The following is a 15590-nucleotide window of genomic DNA, read 5'->3' on the forward strand; positions in this document are numbered from 1 at the left end:
GGCCGAGCTGCTGACCGGCGTCAAGGTCACCGACGAAGCGAGCGCCCGCGAGGCGGCCGCCCGTTTCCACCAGATGGGCATTGCGGACGTGATGATCACCCTGGGGTCGCAAGGAGTCTATTGCAGCAAGGGGCAGCAGCAAGCGCTCATCCCGGGCTTTCGGGTGAAAGCAGTAGACACCACGGCGGCCGGCGATACCTTCAACGGTGCCCTCTTGGCGGCTGAGCTCGCCGGCGCCGACTTTGACGCGGCCGTGCGCTTTGCCCACGGCGCCGCGGCGCTCTCCGTCACCCGGTTTGGTGCCCAGAGCTCCATCCCGAGCAAGCAGGAGGTCGACGCCTTCCTGCTTGAGCAGATTGCGCAGGGGCACTGATGGCCAATATCAAGGAGGTGGCGGCGCTGGCGGGGGTGTCGACCACCACCGTCTCCCACGTCATCAACGAGACCCGTTTCGTCGCCGAGGAGACCCGCGAGCGGGTCTTCGCCGCCATGCGCGATCTCAACTACGCCCCGAGCCTGGTGGCCCGCAGCCTCAAGGTGAAGGAGACCAACAGTATCGGCATGCTGGTCACCACCTCCAGCAACCCCTTCTTTGCCGAGGTGGTACGCGGGGTGGAACGCTACTGCTTCGAGCAGGGCTACAACCTGATGCTGGGCAACACCGAGGGGCAGGCCGAGACCGCCCTCTCCTACCTCAAGATGATGCTGCGCAAGCGGGTCGACGGCCTGCTCATCATGTGCAGCGAAGGGCAGCAGGAGGTGTTCAACCAGCTCGACTGGCTCAAGAGCCTGCCGGTGGTGGTGATGGACTGGGGGATGGAGAGTGCCGACGTGGACCTCATCGCCGACAACTCCCATCGTGGCGGCTACCTGGCGACCCGCCACCTGCTGGGGCTGGGTCACAACGCCATCGGCTGCATCACGGGCCCCCACAGCCGCGCCCCCGCTAACCAGCGGCAGGCGGGCTTCGAGCAGGCGATGCAGGAGGCCGGTCTCACCGTCAATCCGGACTGGGTCCAGGAGGGTGACTTTGACTGCGCCAGCGGCCATCAAGCGATGCGCCGCCTGCTGGCGCTGCCCGAGCGTCCCACTGCGCTGTTCGTCTGCAACGACATGATGGCGATGGGGGCCATCAGCGCGGCGCATCAGGCGGGACTGGTGATCCCGCGGGATCTCTCCATCGTCGGCTATGACAACGTGGCGCTGGCCGAATTCATGTCGCCACCACTCACCACCGTCAATCAGCCGAAAGAGGAGCTGGGCCGCCTCGCCGTCACCCGGCTGCTGGCGCGCATCAACGGCGAGGCGCTGGCGGATCACCTGATCACCGTCGATCCCGACCTGGTGATCAGAGATTCCTGCGCCCCTCGCCCCTGACATACACGTACAATAAAAAACAAGGCGGCCCCAGGGTCGCCTTGTTTCATTCCATCTTTGCTCAGCGCAATCCTTGTTGCCACTCAGGCCAGTTGTCTTGCCTCACCGCCCGCCAGCACCTGCAGTTGCACCAGCCCCAGTCGCCAGGCCAGCGGCTGCAACAACTCGCCATGTTCATCATCCTGCGGTAACCAGTAGCGCACGGGCCAGCCGGCCGCCAGCTGCGCCGGGGTGGCGCTGCCAATGTCTCTGAGCGCCAGGGTGCAACCCTGCTGCCGCAATCCCGCCAGCAAGGCAGTATCCGGTTGCAGTGCCGGCACCAGCAGCACCAGCGGCGTGCGGGATGCCCCCGGCATACAGGCCAGTACTTGGGCCAGCTGAGCCTGATTGTCGAGCGGGATCAACAGCCCCCGACCATCGCCATGCAGCGTCTCGTGCGCCTGCAGCAGCCGGGCCAGCACGGGGCCCTGCACGCCGCACTCCTGCAGCCAGCGCATGGGACAGGATGTACCCTGCTCTTGCCAGTAGAGCGCCAGTTGCCACAGGCCGTTGCCCTGTTCATCCGTCATCGCCTGCAGTGCCACCCGCAGCGGCGCCGGCTCGCGTCCGGCCAGCCAGTCGCGCAGCTGATGCAGCTGGTGCTGGGTCAACTGCAACTGCTGCAGCATGGCCGGCGCAAACCAGCTGATGTCCCCCTCCTGGCTGCGCTTGGCCTGATTGAGGGCCAGGATGGCCTGATCCAGCAGCCGGCCGGCATCCTGCTGCTGCGCCCTGGCCACCCCGAGCCGGCAGGCCAGCTCGAAGCTGCACTCCCGGGTCACGAACTCGAAGTGGAGCAGGCTCATCAGCTGGTGGATGCGCGCTTCCAGCGTCCCGTCCGCCGTGGTCAGCACCACGGCGAACTCGTCGCCACCGAGCCGGTAGGCGTGGCTGCCGTGGGCCTGCTGCAGCTTGTCGGCCACCGTCTGCAACAGCCGATCACCCACCTGATAGCCGAGCAGATCATTGACCTGCTTGAAGCGCTTGAGATCGAGTACCACCAGGGCGCTCGCCTCGCCGGCATACAGGGCGCGAGAGAGCTGCTCCTGCAGGGCGCGGCGGTTGCCAAGCCGGGTCAGGGGGTCGAGCAGGGCGAGCCGGCGATTGGCAAGGTTGGCACGAATGAGGGCGGCCACCAGAGCGCCGCCAGTCAGCAACAGGATCAGTTGCCAGATCTGCAACCAGAACAGGCTGCTGCGGATCTGGCTCACCGAACGTTCCCGCTCCTGACCGGAGAGGATTTGGTTGCCTATCTGCTCGATGAGCCGGGTCTGGCTGGCGATCTCCTCCTGCAGGCGGGCGAGTTGGGCCCCTTCCCGCAGCGCCCCTGCCGCCATCTGGGGCTCAAGCCGCTTGATCTGCTCGAACAGTCCGGCCAGCGCCCTGCCAAGCCCGTGCCGCTCGCGCGCCTCGGCGGTTTCACTGCTGATGAGAAAGATGTCGAGCCGGTTCCACAGCAGATCGTAATCGAGGCTCAGGGTCTCCATCTCCACTTGACCGACCCGATAGAGCCGCAGATCGGCGAGGAAACGCTGGGATTCGAGCATCACCTGGCTGATGTTCCAGTGGATGTTGCGATAGAAGGTGTCGACCAGCTGCTCCTGGCGATGCTGCAGATAGAGGCTGCTGCCCGATGAGAGCAGAAACAGCAGCGAGACCGCCACCAGCAGCAGTTTGTGGCGGGATAGCCCCATCAATCGACGATCTCGATGCGGGTCACCTGCCACACCATGCAGTTGTGGATGGCGGGCACGTCCAGCTTGGGGTAGCTGGTAAACGGGATGAGCAACCAGAGCGGCCCCTTGTTGCGCCGGGTCAGCGGCTTGCCGTCCTCCGCACGCACCAGGGTCAGCGGCACGCCGTCGAACAGGGCCAGATCCACCACCTGTTGATAACCGTTGAGGGCCGAGACGGCGATCTTGCGGGCATCCTGGATCCCTTGTGCCGCCAGCACGGTTGCCAGGGTCGGCCCACGATAGTGGTGGGCGCCCTGGGTCCAGGGAGTGGTGGTGGTAAACTCGGTCTGTGGCAAGGCGGAGAGGGTCGCCTCATCGAGGGCCACTTGCTGGCCGCCTGGCAACACCAGAGTCATCAGGGAGGCCTGTGCCGATGCGCCGGCACAGGCCAGCATCAGGAGGGAAAAAGCGATCCATTGCTTGAGAGTGATCATGTAAGTTGCGCCAACTGCGTCCCATTTTTTGGCTGCCAGTGTGGCGATTTCACCGGTTCATTGCAACTGCGCTGATGCACAATAGCTAGGGGCCGCGCATCTCCATCCAGTTGTGCCCCTCGATCTGCGCCGGCTGGTGTACGCCGCAGCGTTGCAGCAGCTCATCCACATAGGCCGGCACCAGCAGGGAAGCCGGACCGTAGCGCTTCTCGTCAAACTGGCTGCCCACTTCGCTCGGCTCCAGATTGAGCTCTATGGTGTGGGCCCCGTTCAATCCCGCTTCGTGTACGAAACCGGCCGCCGGATAGACGGCGCCAGAGGTGCCGATGGAGATGAACAGATCGCATTGGGCCAGCGCGCTGTAGATGCGATCCAGCCCGAGCGGCATCTCGCCAAACCAGACCACGTGCGGGCGCAGCGGCTGGGGAAACTGGCAACAGGTGCACAGCTCCTCCTGATGGAGATCGCCGCGCCACTCGATCACCTGACCCGAGCCTGGGCAGCGCGCCTTGAGCAGCTCACCGTGCATGTGAATGAGGTTCTTGCTGCCGGCGCTCTCGTGCAGGTTGTCGATGTTCTGGGTCACCAGGGTGACGCAGCCCGGTAGCAGGCGCTCGAGCCGGGCCAGCGCATAGTGGGCCGGATTGGGGTGAATGTGGGGTTGCTGCAGCTGATGGCGGCGAGAGTTGTAAAAGCCCTGTACCAGCTCAGGATCCCGGGCATAGCCCTCCGGCGTCGCCACATCCTCCACCCTGTGCTCCTCCCACAGACCGTCACAGGCGCGAAAGGTCTTGATGCCCGACTCGGCCGAGATCCCGGCACCGGTAAGAATGACGATGTGTTTCGCTGACTGCACCATGACTGACTCCCTCTGGCTAGCTCTCTGGCTGACCTTAGCACAGGGTGAAAAACCGGCCTATTCGCCCTTGGTCTTATTATGATGGCGCTTACAGGGTGTCGAACACGCTCAAATCGAGTCGCACGAACACCAGCTCCCGCCCTGTCACCAGGGTGAGCGGCAGGCCCAGCCCGCGCAGCAGCGCCAGCATGGGGCGATTCTGGGGCAGCACCTCCGCCGTCCATTCGCGGATCCCCTCGCCGCGCGCCAGCAAGGCCAGCGCCAGCAGGATGCGCCGCCCCGCCCCTCTGTGCTGGAAGTGATCGGCGACGATGCAGGAGAACTCGGCCCGATCCGGGTGCAGCCGCCGCCGGATGGACTGGGCCTGGGCCAGCGGCCGCCCCTGACCGTCGGTCAGCAGCAGGCCAATCTGGTGTTCCCTAGGGTAATCGAGGAAGAAGGCGAGCTGCTCATCGCTCAACCTCTGCTTGGCGCGCATGAAGCGCAGGTAGACGCTCTGCTCGCCGAGTTCGTCATAAGCCGCCCGGATGCGGGCGGGATCGGCCCCCGCCAGCTCCTGCAAACGGCAGGGAACGCCCCCGACCTCCATCATCAAGGGCAGGTCGGCGCGGGTACGAGGATGAAGCCAGCCGGCCAGGGAGCGCCGCAGCCGGGCTTCGTCCGGCGGCCAGCAGAGGTAGCGGGCCACCCTCTACCAGCGCCCCGCCATGCCGCGATCGCGCCACAGATTGTGGTCCAGCAGATTGAAGGGGTCGTCCAGATAGAGGGCGATGCCAAGCTCCCTGGCTCGGTTGATGAAGCGCCCCAGCAGGGAGTCCGGGGTCATGGCCTCCAGGCTCGGCAGCAGGCTCTGCCCCAACAGCAGGTGCTGCAGCGGCATCCGCTCCAGCAAGTCGAACGGAATGTGCTGATCGTTGTCCAGCAGCAGGGCGAGCCGTGCCCCCGCCAGACTAGCCTGCAGCACCAGGGCAAAACGCTCCGCCTGGCTCAACAGGTGGTCGCGCCGGTGGATCAGCAGGGTGAGCTCGCCAGGCTCCCTGCCCCGCTGGACGAGCCACTCGCGCACCAGCTCCCAGCGCGGCGGCAAGCCGGTCACCGCCAGCCAGATGGGCAAGGGGGACGGGGGATCGGACAAGAGTCCGAGCAACCCCTTCTCCTCCCCCTGCCAGGTGCGGATGGTACGGCGCAGTCCGCTCAGGCGTCGCTGACGCTGCGGCCCCAGATAAAGCCCCTTGAGCAGGCTCAGCAGATCGTCGGCCAGCAGCGGCTTGGCCAGGGCCGCCAGCACGTTGAACCCGGCATCGTGCAGCAGGCGGCGGGCACCGTCGATCAGGGTCTGGTCGTGGGCGGAGAGCAGCACGATGGGCAGGCCGCTGTGCTGGTATTGGGGCTGGCTCATCAGCAGGCTGATGGCATCCTGATCCACCAGGCTGAGATCGCTCACCAGCAGCTTGACTTCGCCACCGGCCAGCGCCTTGATGCAGGCATTGCCATCCTGCACCCACTGACAGGGCAATCCCAGTCCCCTGATCTCCTGCTGAATGTGGGCCCCCTGAAACGGGTGATCCTCCAGCAACAACACCTGGGTCTGGGCCAGCCACTCCTGCCACGCCAGATAGCGGCCATTGACCCCCGCCAGCCAGTCATCAGTGAGGCGATAGATCCCCTCCGCCTGCGCTGTCAATTGCGGCAGGTAGTCGGCACCAGCGTGGGAGTCGGGATCGAACAGGGCGATGGCGCCGGCGGCAAACAGACCTTCCCACTGCCAGCAGGCATCGGGCCGGGTGCGGCGCAGGGTGGCAAATTCCGGCAGTTCGACGGCTTTTGCCGCCCGATAGGCAACCCCGTCCAGGGCATAGATGGTCACGGGGTGGAACAGGCGCTCATCCGTCTCTTCCGAGTTCAGCAAGGCCAGTAACTCTTCATCTGTGATGATCATGTCAGAGCCTCTCACGTAGTCGCCGGCACACCTCGTCCAGAGCTTGCCGCAGCGGGGGTAGCAGGGGTTGCCGTGGATCCCGTTTCCACTGTTCAATCACCTGGACGAGCGGGGTCACGCCCACCATTTTGGCGGCCCCCTTCATCTTGTGTAAAGCGGCTTCCAGTGCCATCTCGTCTGCTTGTGTGACACAGCGCTCAATGTCGGCCAGATCCTGGCCGGTCGCCTCCAGATAGAGGGAGATGAGCTCGGGGGTGAGCAGCGGCATCTGGGCTTCTGACCAAGAAGCAGGCGCTGCCGCCTTCTGCTCCGGGTTCGGCTCGGGTGCGGGATCCCCCAGAGTGCGCAGCAGATTGGCGAGATCCTTGAGCAGCAGCGGCTTGTCCAGATGACCACGACAACCGCAGCTGGCCAGCTGCGCCGCCGCCGGCTCGCTGAGATCGGCGGTGATCACGTAGGTGGGCAGATGTTGCCAGCGCGGGGTGTCGCGCAGTCGGCGGCAGAGCTCGGCCCCGTCCATCACCGGCATCTGCAGATCGGTCAGCACCAGATCGACCGTCTCGTGCTGCAGCATGTCGAGCGCCAACTGGCCGTTGGCCGCGCTGATCACCTGGGCCCCCAGCTGGGTCAGCTGCATGCTGATCAATACCCGGTTCACCTCGTGATCTTCAACCAGCAGCACCCGCATCCCCTGCCCCGGCAACGTGATCATGCCCTGGGCGGAGGGCACCAGCCGCGGCTGCATCAGGCTGACTACAGAGCCCGGCACCCAGGGTTCGCCCTGCCAGTCCCAGTAGCGCAGCCCCTGTTCATCCTGGCGGGCGCTCAGTACCGGGCCGGCCGGATCGTCCGGCAGATCGAGCTCGCCGAGCCAGGGCAGCAGATAGTCCCGCTCCGCCCCGTCGAGTGCCACATGGACGCTGCTCACCCGCGGGCGCCAGCGCGGCATCTCCTGCAGCAGCACCAGCGGCAATGCACAGGTGAAGCGGCTGCCGCCGGTTGTGCGCGGCTCGACCCGGATCTCGCCCCCCATCTGCTCCATCAGCTGGCGACAGATGGCGAGCCCGAGCCCGGTCCCCTGGGCCCGCGGCTGGCCCTCCTCCCCACCCTGTTCAAAGGGCAGGAACAGGCGCGGCAGCAGCTCGGCACTGATGCCGGGCCCCTCGTCATCCACCCCGCACAACAGCTGGGTGCCGTCCCGGCGGGCCCACAGCACCACCTCGCCACGGCTGCTGAACTTGATGGCATTGGCCAGCAGGTTGTGCAGCACCTGCTGCACCCGATGGGGATCCAGCTCCACCTGAGCGGGCAGCCGGTGATCCAGATCCAGCCGCAGCTGCAGCCGCTTGGAGCGAGCCTTGGACCAGTGCACGGCTGCCACATGCTCGCACAAGTCCACCAGATCGGTAGGCTGGGGCGAGAGCGCCAGCTGCCGGTTCTCGTTGCGGCTGAAATCGAGCACGTCGTTGAGCAGGCCCAGCAGCTCGTCCCCTGCCTGCCTGACATGGGAGAGCGCAGAGTGCTGCTCGGCATTGAGGGGGGTGTGGCTGAGCCACTCCAGCAGCCCCAGGATGGCGTTCATGGGGGTGCGAATTTCGTGGCTCACCGCCGCGAGGAAGCGGCCCTTGGCCAGCACGGCCTGCTCGGCCCGCTCATGGGAGGCCTGCAGTGCCTGCTCCTGCTCGACCCGCACCGTCACATCCTGCACCACCCCGTATACCCGCCACCCCTGCTCGGGCAGGCTGCGCCCCCGGCCGTAGAACTGCAGCCAGCGGGTACCCTTGAGCGGATGCTGGTAGCGCAGGGCATAGGAGAAGGGCTGGCCGGCCTGCAGCATCTCGCGCATGGGCTGCTGCATCTCGACCTTGTCCTGCGGCGCAAGCCGTCCCAGCGCCTCGCCCGGGTTGCGGCGGATCTGCTGACTGGCCAGCCCCAGCAGCTCATAGCTGCCGCGGCTGATGAACTCCACCTGGCGGATCCCCTCCTCGTGCAGCAGGAACTGGATCACCACGCCGGGTACCGTGTTGGTCAGCGCCCGCAGGCGCCGCTCGGCCTGACGCAACAAGCGGGTGCGCTCGCGCAGGGCACTGATGTTGGAGAGCGCGATGAGATCCCCCGCCGGCGACTGCTTGCCGAGCTGGAGCGGGATCTGGGCGTAGGAGTAAACCTGATCACCCAGCGCCATCTCCCCCTCGCTCTCTTGCAACTGGGCCTGCGGCAGCTGCAGTTCCGCCAGGTAGCGGGCCTCCAGCCGCTTGGCCTGCTTGTTGCGCTTGATGATCTCGCCCTGATTGTCCCGCAGGAACACCGGCACCGGCAGTGCCTGGAACAGGGACTCCCGGAACTGGCTCTCCAGAGCCAGGGTCCGCTCCATCGCCTGGCGCTGACTCACCTCCCGGGCCAGCTGCTGGCGCGAGCGCCAGATCAGCCAGATGACACCGGCACTGATCAGCAGCGCCAGCAACACCGAACCCAGCCAGATCCCGTAGCTGACCCCGGCCTGCTGGGTCAGTACCAGACGGTGCCAGCGCAGTTTGAGATCGTCATTCTGCTTGCCGGTGAGGGTCATCAGACTCTGCTCCATCACCCCGGCAAGCCTGGGGCTGTGCCGACTGATGGCAAACCCCAACCCGAAACGCTGCGGCAGCTCCCGCACCTCCAGCCCGTCCAGCTGGTTGTTGCGAAGCGGGTATTGCAGCTGATAGAGCTCGGCCAGCATGGCGTCGGCCGCGCCGCTCTGTACCGCCGCGATCCCCGCTGCCAGGGTGTCGCTCTTGCGCCAGTGATGCGCACCCTCCAGGCGGGTCAGCATCTCTTCGTCATAGAGGGTGGCGGGCACCGCTATCCTGCCCTTCACCGCCGCCAGCGTCTCGAACGGCTGGGTCTTGCGGCTCACCAGGGCATAACGGCTGACCGCCATGATCCGGGTAAAGTCGAAGGCATCGGTCAGCGCCGGCGTCTCCAGCAGGCCGACCATCATGTCAGCCTCGCCGCTTTGCAGCTTGGCCAGCGCCTCTTCTCGGCTTGCGGTGGGGATCACGTGGAAGTTGAGCCCGGTCTGCTGGCTCACCAGTTTCAGCACGTCCGCGCTCCACCCCTTGAGATCGCCCTGCTCGTCGAGGCCGCTGTAGGGCATCAGATCCGGGTTGACCACCAGCTTGATGGCGCTGGAGGTGCCGACCAGCCAGGCCTGCTCCTTGTCGGTGAAGTGGAGCGGGTTGATGTCCTGCTCCCCCTGCGCCAGGTAGCGGTCGAGATCCTGATAGAGGGAGCCCGGCGGCAGGTAGCGGATGGCGGTGTCGATCAGCTCGCGCAGCGCCGGTTTGTCCCGCATCATCAGCCGGTAGCTCACCACCAGCTCGTCGCTGCGCAGGCGGCGCAGCCGCAGCCCGGTGTCCGGGTATTCGCGCATCAGGTAACGCAGTTGCAGGTAGTCGCCGAGGTAGGCCGTCCCCTTGCCCGCCGCCAGCGCCGCGTACCAGTTGTCCGCCTCGGTCAGGGGCTGCTGGGTTGAATGGGGATAGAGGGCCCGCAGCACCTCGTTCGCCTGCCAGATGGGCGAGACCAGAAACCTGGCCTGCTCCAGCTCGCCGCGATAGAGGATGGCGGACTCGGCCTCCAGCATGGCACGACTGAGCGCCATCCCGGGCAGTGCTTCCAGAGAGGGGCCCACGTTGGGAATGAGATCGCAGCGCCCCTCCAGCAATCCGCTGCGCACGGCAGACCAGTTGGGCAGCTTCTGATAGATGAGCGGAAAGGGGAGCTGTTCGGCCAGTCGCTCCATCTGATCGACCAGCAGCCCTCCCGACTCATCGAGATAAGGCGGTCTGATGAGCGCCGGATAACAGATGGTCAGCGACTTGGTGGCATCGGCAAATGCCTTGGCTGTCGTGGAGAGAGGCAGATCCATCGCCTGCAGTGGCGCGGCCAGCAGCAGACCTAGCAAAAGACTGGTTTTTATCATGAAAAAGTAAAAGCCAGGCGGTTGCCTGGCTTTTTGTCACTCGTTGGGTTCAACATTTTCTACCCTGGCCTTGAGTTTCTGACCAGGCCGGAAGGTGACCACCCGCCGGGCGCTGATGGGAATATCTTCGCCGGTTTTCGGGTTACGTCCTGGACGCTGGTTCTTCTCACGAAGATCAAAGTTACCGAAGCCTGAAATCTTGACTTGTTCACCACGCTCAAGCGCTTGTCTGATCTCTTCAAAGAAGGCTTCCACCATATCTTTGGCTTCACGCTTGCTCATCCCGAGCTGGGTGAACAGGTGCTCTGCAATGTCGGCTTTGGTAAGCGCCATAGATCAATCCCTCAAGGATGCATTCAACTCTTCACCAAGGGCCCGCACGACATTGTCTACGGTCTCGGCAATCTCTTTCTCCTCCAGAGTGCGCTGGGTGTCTTGCAGAACAAGACTGATGGCCAGGCTCTTCTTGTCCTCGGCCATACCAGCACCCTGGTATACGTCAAACAAGTTTATTCCAACTACCTGATTTCCGCCAACTTTTTTAATTACTGCCAGCACATCGCCAGCCAGAACCGCAACATCAACCACCACGGCGATGTCACGACGGTTGGCCGGGAAGCGGGAAACTTCGGCTGCAACCGGCACCTTGGCCGGGGTCAGCTTGTCCAGTTCCAGCTCGAACATCACGGCGCGGCTCTTGAGGCCCAGCTTCTTCTCGAGGCTCGGATGGATCACACCGATGTGGCCGATGACCTCGCCATTGCGCAGGATCGCCGCGCTCTGGCCCGGGTGCAGGGCACTGTGCTCGGCACGCTCGAAGGTGAAGGTGGCGCCTTCGGCGGTCAAGTCCAGCACCGCTTCCAGATCCCCTTTCAGATCAAAGAAGTCGGCAGCGCGGCTCTTGATGTCCCAGTGCTCGTCGCTCTGGTTGCCGGTGATGATGCCGGCCAGCATGGGCTCCTGACGGATGCCGTTCTCCGCATTTTCGTCCTTGATGAAACGCAGGCCCTGCTCGAACAGACGCACCCGCGGCTGCTGACGGTTCTGGTTGTAGACCACCGCCTGCACCAGACCCGGGAACAGAGAGACACGCATGGCAGACATCTCGACCGAGATCGGGTTCGGCAGCACGATGGCATCGCTATGCGGGAACAGGGTCTGCTGAGCCTTGGGATCCACGAAGCTGTAGGTGATCGCTTCCTGGAAGCCGCGATCGACCAGCAGGTCGCGCACCCGCTTCAGGGTCACCTGCCCTTCTGCCTGCTCGACCATCGCGAGCGATGCGGCGGGCTTGAGGTTCGGGATGTTGTTGTAGCCGTAGATGCGGGCCACTTCCTCGATGAGGTCTTCCTCGATGGCGATATCGAAACGCCAGGAGGGGGCCAGCGCAGTCCAGCCGTCGGCATCCACAGTCACCTGCATGCCGAGGCGAGTCAGGATCTCGACCACCTGCGCATCCGCTACGCTGATGCCGATCACCTTGTCGAGCTTGCTACGACGCAGCTTGGTGGGGGCAGCCTTGGGCAGATGGGCATCGGATTTGACCTCGATGACTGGACCCGCTTCACCGCCGCAGATATCCAGCAGCAGACGGGTGGCACGATCCATCACCTTGGCCTGCAGCTCAGGGTCGACGCCGCGCTCGAAGCGGTGGGAGGAGTCGGTGTGCAGACCGTAGGCACGGGCACGGCCGGTGATGGAGAGCGGCGCGAAGAAGGCGCACTCCAGCAGGATGTCGGTGGTGGTCTCGGAGACACCGGTGCGATTGCCGCCGAAGATGCCGGCCATGCAGGCAGGGCCCTGGGCGTCTGCGATAACGAGCGTGGTCTCTTTGAGCTTCACTTCGTTGCCATCGAGCAGGGTCATGGGCTCGTCGGCCTTGGCGCGGCGCACCACCAGTTCCCCTTCAAGCGTCGCCAGGTCGAAGGCGTGCATCGGCTGACCGTATTCCAGCAGCAGGTAGTTGGTGATGTCGACGATGGCATCGATGGAACGGATACCACCACGGCGCAGCTTCTCCTGCATCCAGAGCGGGCTCTGGGCGTGCAGGTTCAGCCCCTTGATGACGCGGCCGAGATAACGGGGGCAGTCTGCCGGCGCTTCAACCCGGATCGGGAAGGTAGCGTCGATGGTGGCAGCAGCAGGGGTCCAGGTCGGCTCGACCACGTCAACGCTGTTGAGCACGCCGATTTCACGGGCCAGACCGGCGATGCCGAGGCAGTCGGCGCGGTTCGGGGTCAGATCCACGTCGATGCTGACGTCGTTGAGCGCCAGGTAGTCGCGGATATCGGTGCCGATGGGGGCGTCAAGCGGCAGCTCGATGATGCCATCGGCCTCGACGTCGATACCCAGCTCGCTGAAGGAGCAGAGCATGCCGTGGGACGGCTGGCCGCGCAGCTTGGCTTTCTTGATGGTGAAATCACCCGGCAGGGTCGCCCCGACCTTGGCCACGCACACTTTGAGGCCGGCGCGGCAGTTCGGTGCACCGCAGACGATGTCCAGCAGCTCTTCTTCGCCCACGTTGACCTTGGTCACCCGCAGCTTGTCGGCGTCCGGGTGCTGGGCGCACTCGACCACTTCACCCACCACCACGTTGTTGAACTGCCCGGCCACCGCTTCCACTGCGTCCACTTCCAGACCGGCCATGGTGATTTGCTCGGCCAGTGCGTTGTCACTCAACTCGGTGCGGACCCACTCCATCACCCAGGATTTACTGAATTTCATGTTCTCTCGCCCTTACTTGAACTGCTTGAGGAAGCGCAGGTCGTTTTCGAAGAAGGCACGCAGGTCGTTGACCCCGTAACGCAGCATGGTTAGGCGTTCAACGCCCATGCCGAAGGCAAAGCCGGAGTATTTTTCCGGATCGATGCCGACCGAACGCAGCACGTTCGGGTGCACCATGCCGCAGCCCAGCACTTCCAGCCACTTGCCGTTCTTGCCCATCACGTCCACTTCGGCGCTCGGCTCGGTGAACGGGAAGTAGGAAGGACGGAAGCGAATGGTCAAGTCTTCCTCGAAGTAGTTGCGCAGGAAGTCGTGCAGGATGCCCTTGAGCTCGGTGAAGCTGGCATGCTCGTCAACCAGCAGGCCTTCGACCTGATGGAACATCGGGGTGTGGGTCATGTCGTAGTCGTTACGATAGACGCGGCCCGGCGCTATGATGCGGATCGGCGGCTGCTGATGTTCCATGGTGCGGATCTGCACGCCCGAGGTGTGGGTGCGCAGCATCAGATCAGGATTGAAGTAGAAGGTATCGTGATCGGTACGCGCCGGGTGATGGGCCGGGATATTCAGCGCATCGAAGTTGTGGAAGCCATCTTCAATCTCGGGACCACGGGCAACCTTGAAGCCCATCTCGCCAAACAGGCGCTCGATGCGCTCGATGGTGCGGGTCACCGGGTGCAGACCGCCATTCTCGATGCGGCGGCCCGGCAGGCTGACGTCGATGGTCTCGGCGGCCAGCTTCTGGTTCAACACGGCAACTTCGAGGGCTTCACGACGCCCGTTCAGGGCATCCTGAACCTGCTGTTTGGCCTGGTTGATCACGGCGCCCGCGGCGGGACGCTCTTCAGCGGACAGGGCGCCCAGGCCCTTCATCTGCTCGGTAAAAAAGCCCTTTTTACCCAGATATTTGACCCGGATTTCGTCAAGGGCGGCGATGTCGCTTACGCCCTCAATTTCGGCCCTGGCTTGGCCGACTACTTCTTCAAGCTGTTGCATGTCTTCCTCGTCACCACTCCCGGTACAGGAGCCTTTAGGCTAAATAAGGTCAAGAGGGGAATAATACAAAAAAAGCCCCTTCACTGACCATAGTTAAGGTGCCCTTTTCTCCCTAGAAATCATTTTGTTATCAAGTAGGGCTTCGAGCCGGACCTGCTTCTTCTTTGCGATTGGGTACACAATTTTAGTTTGATGGCATATGAAGCCATATGTATAGCTATCATGATGGTAGAGTCATCGCCGCCTGCAAGCGACAAATGACAGACAACAAAAAAGGAGGCCTAGGCCTCCTTTTAGCATTTATAACAGAACCGGATTAAACCAGAGCTGCTTTGGCCTTTTCAACCAGGGCGGTGAAAGCCAGCTTGTCGTGAACGGCGATATCGGACAGGATCTTGCGATCGATCTCGATGGAAGCCTTCTTCAGACCGTTGATCAGACGGCTGTAGGACAGACCGTTCTGACGGGCTGCTGCGTTGATACGAGCAATCCACAGTTGACGGAACTGACGCTTTTTCTGGCGACGGTCACGGTAGGCATACTGACCAGCTTTGGTTACCGCTTGTACCGCTACGCGGTAGACACGAGAACGGGCGCCGTAGTAACCCTTGGCGGCTTTCATTACTTTCTTGTGACGAGCGCGAGCGGTCACACCACGTTTAACTCTTGGCATTTTTCACATCCCCCCTTATGCGTACGGCAGACAAGCGACAACACGTTTGTGGTCGGCAGCGGAAACAAAGAACTTCGGTCCCAGCTGACGCTTACGCTTACTGCTCTTCTTGGTCAGGATGTGACGCAGGTGGTTGTGCTTGCACTTGAAGCGACCTGAGCCAGTCTTCTTGAAGCGCTTTGCGGCGCCCCGGTTGGTTTTCATCTTCGGCATTTCATACTCCGCATTGTGAGTGACAACAAAATCGCAAGGCGAACCGACTCATGGGGCTGGCCCCATGAGTCAATTTCTTGTGGGCCTTAAGATTTCTTCTTGGGTGCGAGGACCATCACAGCTTGACGGCCTTCGACTTTCGGGAACGATTCGACTACGGCCAGCTCTTCCAGGTCGTTCTTGACGCGCTCCAAAACCTTGATACCAAGATCCTGGTGTGCCATTTCACGACCACGGAAGCGCAGGGTGACCTTTGCCTTGTCCCCGTCTTCCAGAAAGCGAACCAGGTTGCGTAGTTTTACCTGATAGTCGCCTTCGTCGGTGCCAGGACGGAATTTGATTTCCTTGACCTGGACGACTTTCTGCTTTTTCTTCTGTTCTTTGGTGGTTTTGCTCTTTTCGTAGAGGAATTTGCCGTAATCCATGATCCGGCAAACGGGCGGCTCAGCGTTCGGACTGATCTCGACCAGATCCACTCCGGCCTCAAGGGCCAAGTTCAGAGCATCCTGGATGGAGGTGATGCCAATGGCTTCACCATCCAGGCCAGTCAGACGAACTTCTTTCAGACGGATCTCTTCGTTGATCCGGTGAGCGCGGGCTTGCGGTTGCTTGCCCAGTTTTTTTCCGCCTTTTATA

The 15590-nt window shown here is 63.3% G+C and carries 13 protein-coding genes and 1 pseudogene; 2 read left to right on the top strand and 12 right to left on the bottom strand.

Features of this window, described 5'->3' with window-relative positions; all coding sequences use genetic code 11:
- Together BN1143_RS01605 and BN1143_RS01610 are read left to right on the top strand one after the other, a co-directional pair.
- On the top strand, positions 1-373 hold a 373-nt coding region (locus BN1143_RS01605; protein WP_042049419.1), incomplete at its 5' end, for a PfkB family carbohydrate kinase.
- Positions 373-1377 (top strand): substrate-binding domain-containing protein, encoded by a 1005-nt coding sequence (locus tag BN1143_RS01610; protein WP_042049420.1) that lies wholly within the window; start codon positions 373-375, stop codon positions 1375-1377. The genes BN1143_RS01605 and BN1143_RS01610, both read left to right, overlap by 1 nt.
- An 83-nt stretch (positions 1378-1460) precedes the next feature.
- Here BN1143_RS01610 and BN1143_RS01615 read toward each other — a convergent pair whose 3' ends face one another.
- The 12 genes and pseudogenes from BN1143_RS01615 to infC form a co-directional block, all read right to left on the bottom strand.
- Positions 1461-3110 carry a GGDEF domain-containing protein gene (locus BN1143_RS01615; RefSeq protein ID WP_042049421.1) on the bottom strand — a complete coding sequence of 550 codons (1650 nt, stop codon included), beginning with the start codon at positions 3108-3110 and terminating at the stop codon, positions 1461-1463.
- Entirely contained in the window at positions 3110-3586 is a 477-nt protein-coding gene (locus tag BN1143_RS01620; RefSeq protein WP_042049422.1) for a putative pterin-binding protein, read from the bottom strand. The genes BN1143_RS01615 and BN1143_RS01620 overlap by 1 nt, the downstream gene beginning before the upstream one ends.
- 85 nt (positions 3587-3671) lie before the next feature.
- Positions 3672-4463 (bottom strand): annotated as a pseudogene (cobB, locus tag BN1143_RS01625) (Sir2 family NAD+-dependent deacetylase); the annotation flags it as partial.
- 70 nt (positions 4464-4533) lie between these two features.
- On the bottom strand, positions 4534-5133 hold the full coding sequence (locus BN1143_RS01630; protein ID WP_042049423.1) for a GNAT family N-acetyltransferase: 600 nt from the start codon (positions 5131-5133) through the stop codon (positions 4534-4536).
- 3 nt (positions 5134-5136) lie between these two features.
- A complete protein-coding gene (locus BN1143_RS01635; protein ID WP_017788034.1) occupies positions 5137-6384 on the bottom strand; it encodes a response regulator in 1248 nt (415 codons plus the stop codon).
- 1 nt (position 6385) lies between these two features.
- Entirely contained in the window at positions 6386-10330 is a 3945-nt protein-coding gene (locus tag BN1143_RS01640) for an ATP-binding protein (RefSeq protein WP_042049424.1), read from the bottom strand.
- Between the two features lie 54 nt (positions 10331-10384).
- Positions 10385-10681, bottom strand: coding sequence for an integration host factor subunit alpha (gene ihfA / locus BN1143_RS01645; protein WP_005300715.1), 297 nt, complete (start codon positions 10679-10681; stop codon positions 10385-10387).
- 3 nt (positions 10682-10684) lie between these two features.
- Positions 10685-13072: a phenylalanine--tRNA ligase subunit beta gene (gene pheT, locus BN1143_RS01650; RefSeq protein WP_024941823.1), complete on the bottom strand. Its 2388-nt coding sequence runs from the start codon at positions 13070-13072 to the stop codon at positions 10685-10687.
- A 12-nt stretch (positions 13073-13084) separates the two neighbouring features.
- Positions 13085-14068 carry a phenylalanine--tRNA ligase subunit alpha gene (gene pheS / locus BN1143_RS01655; protein WP_005300689.1) on the bottom strand — a complete coding sequence of 328 codons (984 nt, stop codon included), beginning with the start codon at positions 14066-14068 and terminating at the stop codon, positions 13085-13087.
- A 316-nt stretch (positions 14069-14384) separates the two neighbouring features.
- A complete protein-coding gene (gene rplT / locus BN1143_RS01660) occupies positions 14385-14741 on the bottom strand; it encodes a 50S ribosomal protein L20 (protein WP_005300683.1) in 357 nt (118 codons plus the stop codon).
- A gap of 15 nt (positions 14742-14756) precedes the next feature.
- Positions 14757-14954, bottom strand: coding sequence for a 50S ribosomal protein L35 (gene rpmI, locus BN1143_RS01665; protein WP_005300673.1), 198 nt, complete (start codon positions 14952-14954; stop codon positions 14757-14759).
- An 86-nt stretch (positions 14955-15040) separates the two neighbouring features.
- A complete protein-coding gene (gene infC / locus BN1143_RS01670; protein ID WP_026139078.1) occupies positions 15041-15589 on the bottom strand; it encodes a translation initiation factor IF-3 in 549 nt (182 codons plus the stop codon).
- Position 15590: the final 1 nt, after the last annotated feature.

This window comes from Aeromonas dhakensis (genome assembly GCF_000820305.1).
Lineage (GTDB): Bacteria > Pseudomonadota > Gammaproteobacteria > Enterobacterales > Aeromonadaceae > Aeromonas > Aeromonas dhakensis.